Origin of the sequence: Kitasatospora putterlickiae (genome assembly GCF_039527695.1) — a bacterium.
Lineage (GTDB): Bacteria > Actinomycetota > Actinomycetes > Streptomycetales > Streptomycetaceae > Kitasatospora > Kitasatospora putterlickiae.
Genome location: NZ_BAAAKJ010000135.1, coordinates 12,880 through 18,558, shown reverse-complemented (window position 1 = coordinate 18,558; position 5,679 = coordinate 12,880). Strand labels below are relative to the sequence as shown.

5 protein-coding genes are annotated in these 5,679 nt (G+C 71.7%); 2 read left to right on the top strand and 3 right to left on the bottom strand.

Features of this window, described 5'->3' with window-relative positions; all coding sequences use genetic code 11:
* Positions 1 to 458: 458 nt before the first annotated feature.
* Positions 459 to 1,979 carry a sensor histidine kinase gene (locus ABD308_RS14560; RefSeq protein WP_344333605.1) on the top strand — a complete coding sequence of 507 codons (1,521 nt, stop codon included), beginning with the start codon at positions 459 to 461 and terminating at the stop codon, positions 1,977 to 1,979.
* A 388-nt stretch (positions 1,980 to 2,367) separates the two neighbouring features.
* Here ABD308_RS14560 and ABD308_RS14555 read toward each other — a convergent pair whose 3' ends face one another.
* Both ABD308_RS14555 and ABD308_RS14550 read right to left on the bottom strand, forming a co-directional pair.
* Complete coding sequence (locus ABD308_RS14555; protein WP_014138019.1) at positions 2,368 to 2,619, bottom strand: WhiB family transcriptional regulator; 252 nt, start codon at positions 2,617 to 2,619, stop codon at positions 2,368 to 2,370.
* Between the two features lie 370 nt (positions 2,620 to 2,989).
* Positions 2,990 to 3,961, bottom strand: a complete 972-nt coding sequence (locus ABD308_RS14550) for a diacylglycerol/lipid kinase family protein (protein ID WP_344333602.1) — start codon at positions 3,959 to 3,961, stop codon at positions 2,990 to 2,992.
* A 50-nt stretch (positions 3,962 to 4,011) separates the two neighbouring features.
* Between ABD308_RS14550 and ABD308_RS14545 the strand changes: the two genes are divergently transcribed.
* Positions 4,012 to 4,440, top strand: a complete 429-nt coding sequence (locus ABD308_RS14545; RefSeq protein ID WP_344333600.1) for a hypothetical protein — start codon at positions 4,012 to 4,014, stop codon at positions 4,438 to 4,440.
* 80 nt (positions 4,441 to 4,520) lie between these two features.
* Here the strand turns inward: ABD308_RS14545 and ABD308_RS14540 are convergent, their stop codons facing one another.
* Positions 4,521 to 5,468 carry an RNA polymerase sigma factor SigF gene (locus ABD308_RS14540; protein ID WP_425554766.1) on the bottom strand — a complete coding sequence of 316 codons (948 nt, stop codon included), beginning with the start codon at positions 5,466 to 5,468 and terminating at the stop codon, positions 4,521 to 4,523.
* Positions 5,469 to 5,679: the final 211 nt, after the last annotated feature.

The following is a 5,679-nucleotide window of genomic DNA, read 5'->3' as shown; positions in this document are numbered from 1 at the left end:
CAGCGGCGCGCCCCTTCGGCTCGGGGCGGGGGCTCTCTGCTATTCGCCCGCTCGCTCCCAGGCTCGGGGCGGGGCTCTCTGCTGCTCGCCCGCTCGCCTCCGGGCCCGGGGCGGGGCCGCCCCGGAGCGGGGCCGGAAAACACTACGGGCCACGGCGCCGACACGGGACCCTCAACCCATGCGGCTCCGCGGCCCGGAGCTGTCGTCGGGCGCCGGTGACGATCGAGAACTGTGCGGGGTCCTCGTTCGACGGCGTCCGACCGAGGAGCGGCAGCGCGCGGTCAGGGCAGTTGCGCGGGTGCCTCTCCTTGGTGCCCTTTCATTGTGGACTAGACCAATCTGGGTTGTCCAGGCCTCGCCGCAAATTGGTCTGGACAACCTGCGGAACGAGGTGCGCGACCCGGGCCGGCGGGGGTGCGCGGGGTCCGTTCGCGCCCCCCTGGAGCTACGCTCGCCCTGTGCCCTCGCTGAACGAACTCGTCCGCCGCCACACCACCCTGACCGGTGCCGATGTGGAGTGGCTGCACATGCTGGTCTCGGAGTGGCAGCTGCTCTCCGACCTCTCCTTCGCCGACCTGGTGCTCTGGATCCCCACCTGGGACGGCATCCGGTACGTCTCGGTCGCCCAGATGCGCCCCAACACCGGCCCGACCTCCTACCAGGACGACATGGTCGGCCACCTCGTCCCGCGCGGCCGCCGCCCGCTGCTGGACGCCGCCTACGACGAGGGGCGGATCGTGCGCGAGGGCGACCCGGAGTGGCGCGAGGAGGTGCCGGTCCGGGTCGAGTCGATCCCGGTGCGGCGCGAGGGCAAGGTGCTCGGCGTGATCGCCCGCAACACCAACCTGCTGACCGTGCGCACCCCCAGCCGGCTGGAGCTCACCTACCTGCAGAGCGCCTCCGACCTCGCCCAGATGATCGCCGCCGGCACCTTCCCCTACCCCGGCGTCGAGCAGGCCGACATGGACGCCGCGCCGCGGGTCGGCGACGGCCTCATCCGCCTCGACGCCGACGGCATCGTCACCTACGCCAGCCCGAACGCGCTCTCCGCCTACCACCGGCTCGGCCTCACCACCGACCTGGTCGGCAGCCACCTCGGCCGGACCACCGCCGACCTCACCCCGCCGTCCCGGGCCGCCGTGCACGAGGCGCTGGTGAAGCTGGCCAGCGGCTGGGCCCCCCGGCAGACCGAGATCGAGGTCCAGGGCGGCGTGGTCACCCTGCGGGCCATCCCGCTCAAGCCCAAGGGCGCCCTGACCGGCTCCCTGGTGCTCTGCCGGGACGTCACCGAGCTGCGCCGGCGCGACCGCGAGCTGATGACCAAGGACGCCACCATCCGGGAGATCCACCACCGGGTGAAGAACAACCTGCAGACCGTCGCCGCGCTGCTGCGCCTGCAGTCCCGCCGGATGGACTCGGAGTCCGGCCGCGCGGCGCTGGACGAGGCGGTGCGCCGGGTCGGCTCGATCGCGATCGTGCACGAGACGCTCTCCCAGGCGCTGGACGAGCAGGTGGCCTTCGACGAGATCGCCGACCGGGTGCTGGCCATGGTGATGGAGCTGTCCCAGGACGGCCGGGTGGCGACCCGCCGCAGCGGCAGCTTCGGCATCCTCTCCGCCGAGGTGGCCACGCCGCTGGCGATGGTGCTGACCGAGCTGCTGCAGAACGCCCTCGAACACGCGTTCGGTCCGAGCGCCTCGGGCAACCTGGAGGTCAGCGCGCTGCGCGGCCGGGCGCCGGCCACCGGCATGGGCTGGTCGGACACCTGGAACGGCGGGGCCCGGCCGGAGGAGTACCTGCTGATCACGGTGCAGGACGACGGCAAGGGCGTGCCGGAGGGCTTCGACCCGCAGCAGGCGGGCAACCTCGGGCTGCAGATCGTCCGGACGCTGGCCACCGGGGAGCTGGGCGGCACCTTCGACATGGTGGCCGGCCCGGACGGCGGCACCAAGGTGGTCCTGGAGATCCCGGTGCGCTGACGCGTGGAGGAGGCGTGCGTCCGGCGCGAGCGCCGGTCGCGCGCTTCTTCACGCCGGGGGTTCCCACGGCGGAGAAACAGAAACGAGGCCCTGTCGACCGGGGGGGGTGGGTCGACAGGGCCTCTCAACCCGTTCCGGCCGTCGGGGGGAGTCGGCCGGAACGGGGGCTCTAGGTGGTGCGACACCAGCCGGTGCGTTGCACACGGTGAGCGCCACAGCTCCACGATATTGCTCTAAGTGAACAGTATCAAGTGGCTGGGCGGGCGGGTGTCGCGAGGCCTCGTCGAACAAGGCCCTTTGTGCGGAAGGCTTCACCAGGAGGTGCAGGGGAAGCCTGTGATCATGTGTTGATCGGTGCTGTGGTTACTGCTGGTACTACGGCGTGTGATCAGGCGGTGCGGGCGCGGTTGCGTGCGGCACGGCGCTTCATGGCGCGGCGCTCGTCCTCGCTCATGCCACCCCAGACGCCGGCGTCCTGGCCGGTCTCGAGCGCCCACTGGAGGCACTGCTCCATGACCGGACAGCGGCGGCACACGGCCTTGGCTTCCTCGATCTGCAGCAGAGCAGGACCGGTGTTCCCGATCGGGAAGAACAGCTCCGGGTCCTCTTCGCGGCAGACAGCGCGGTGGCGCCAGTCCATGGTCGTCCAACTCCTCCTGCCGGCGGGGGTTGCCCGGTCGGCACATCGATGGTCCTTGTGAATGTGAACGCTTTCACGAATCCCGCGACGGCAAAAGAGACCAAAGGCCCACGGGGCCCGGGAGGTCTGTGCTGGGGAGGGATTCGGGCGATTCGAGGGACACCCCGCGGTCGGCCCCCCAGGTTTCGAGGGTTGCCGTCGCTGCGATGTGTCCCGATCGCCATGTAGAGGTTCGCAAACCTCGGGCCCGGATACAACCCCCTTCAGGGAGGAATTTTGGATTCTTCGGTGTCGCCTAGCTCACAGCCGGTACTTCTATGGAGTGAAGGGGGCTTGTGCGTTCGAGAAGAAGGAGGAAAGGCCTTTCTAGTCACACAATCACACGCAGTGCCCGCCGTACGCCTGTGAAACTGACGCGACTCCTGGATCCAAGGTGGTCCCCGTCGACCTGGAACGGGACCGGTTCCTCCGAAACCAAGGTGAAGTGACGGACGTCGTGATAGGAGACGACGTGCTTCCCGGAAGGCCCGTCCGGCGCGACGTCAGCGCTCGAAGGACCGTGCGACCGCAGGATCTGACGGACCGTTCGAGCGGTGCCGAACGCCGTCATCCGGGTGATGCCGAAGACGTCGAGATCGGAGTCGAAGGAGGCGCGCGGCGAGGGGTAGACGGGGCGGTTGCCCAGGAACGTCCACGGCGAGGTGTTGCTGACTATCGCCAGCACCAGGCCCGGTACCGGCTCGCGGCCGGCGAGCTCCAGCGAGACCGGGCCTGATCTGCGCTGCTCACGCTGGGTGATGAAGTGGCGGAGCGCCTGGGTGACGTAGAGCGCGTGCGTGGACTTGCGTCCCGCCCGGCGCTGCTCCTCGACCCGGCCGACCACGCCGGCGTCGAAGCCGAGGCCGGCGGTGAAGGTGAACCAGCGGTCCGGCAGCCCCTCGGTCATCGCCTTGCCCAGCCCGATGCCCCGCTCGCGCCGGTGCTCCAGCGCGTCCAGCAGCGCGCCGGTCGCCTCCACCGGGTCGTTCGGCAGGCCCAGCGCGCGGGCGAACACATTGGTCGAGCCGCCGGGCACCACGGCCAGCCGCGGGATCCGCTCGCCGGGGCCGTGCGCGAGCAGCCCGTTGACGACCTCGTTGACGGTGCCGTCCCCGCCCAGCGCGACCACCAGATCGACCGCGCCGTCCTCCACCGCCTCACGCGCCAGATCGCGCGCGTGGCCGCGGTACTCGGTCTGCGCCACCTCCAGCTTGAGGTCGCTGCGCAGGGCGTGGATCAGCACGTCCCTGGTGCGTCCGCTGGTGGTGGTCGCTTTCGGATTGACGACCAGGAGAGCGCGCATGGGCCCAGCCTACGGGGCGGTACGGACCAACCGGCGGCTACCCTGCTGGAGTGACCGCAGAATCCTCCGCACCCGTACCCGCGCCCGGCACCGACCGGCCGACGGCCCTCACCCTGGGCGCCGCCATCACCGCCGTGGAGGGCGCCGCGCTGGCCGTCGTCGGCGTCTGGGACATGGTCGCCGCGCTGTCCGGCCAGTCGAAGCAGCTCGTCCTGAACGAGTTCGGCGGCCTGGTGATCGTGCTGCTGGGCGTGGCGCCGCTGCTGGCCGCCCGGGCGCTGCTCAGGACCCGCCGCTGGGGCCGCAGTCCCGCCGTGCTGACCAACTCGATCTGCCTGCCGGTCGGGTACTACATGTGGCAGAGCGGCGGGGCGATGGCCGCGGTCGGCGTGGGCGTCTGCCTGCTCGGCCTGGTCGGCATCGGCGCGCTGCTCAGCCCGAAGGCGACGGCGGCCCTCTACGCTCCGCACGAGGGCTGAGCGCGGAGGGCCGCCGCCTTCCACCGTCCTGCTACGACCCGACGGCCGCCACTGAGCGGCCGTCAGTCGTTCCCGGGCCGCTACTCCTCCACGAGGAGCTTCTCCCGCAGCTGCGCCAGGGTCCGGGCGAGCAGCCGGGAGACGTGCATCTGCGAGATGCCCACCTCGGCGGCGATCTGCGACTGCGTCATGTTCCGGAAGAACCGCAGCACCAGGATCTTCTGCTCGCGCGGCGGAAGTTGGGCCAGCAGCGGCTTGAGCGACTCGCGGTACTCGACGCCCTCCAGCGCCTCGTCGGTGGCGCCCAGGGTGTCCGCGACGGCCGGCGACTCGTCGTCGCTGTCCGGCACGTCCAGGGACAGCGTGGAGTACGCGTTGGCGGACTCCAGCCCCTCCAGGACGTCCTCCTCGGAGATCCCCAGGTGCTCGGCCAGCTCGTGCACCGTGGGGGAGCGGCCGTGCCGCTGGGAGAGCTCGCTGGTCGCCGTGGTCAGCGACAGCCGCAGCTCCTGGAGCCGGCGCGGCACCCGGACCGCCCAGCCCTTGTCCCGGAAGTGCCGCTTGATCTCGCCGACGATGGTCGGCGTCGCGTAGGTGGAGAACTCGACCCCGCGCTCGTGGTCGAACCGGTCCACCGACTTGATCAGCCCGATGGTGGCGACCTGGGTCAGGTCGTCCAGCGGCTCGCCCCGGTTGCGGAACCGCCGGGCCAGGTGCTCGACCAGCGGGATGTGCATGCGCACCAGCTGGTTGCGCAGCTCGACGCGCTCCGGGGAGCCGTCGGGCAGCGCCGAGAGCCGCACGAACAGGGCCCGGGCCGCCTCGCGGTCCGGTGCTCCGCTGCGCTGCGGGCCCTGGGCGGGCACCGCCGCGCGCGGCGCCTCGGCGGCGCCCTCGGCCGGTTCGGCCCGTTCGGCGCCTTCGGGGTCGTGGGCGTCCTCGGGGTCCGGGAGGTCCGCGGCCGACGGCACGGGCGGGGGCGACTGATCGGGCGACGACTGGGGCGTCGGCTCGGTCGGCTGGCTCATCCGGTGGGCGTCCTTCGGGTGCGCTTCGTCGGTGGCGGCGAGGCCGGGAACGCTCGCCTGGGTCGGTACGGCAGGGCCCGCCGTCGCGAGGCCGGTACGGTCCAGATCACTCACGGCCATTCCCCCGTTCCGTTCCGGGAGCACCGGGGCGGTCGGCCCCGGTTCGTCTCGTTGGTCGTACCGCCGGGTGGGCGGTACCGGGAGCCGTCCG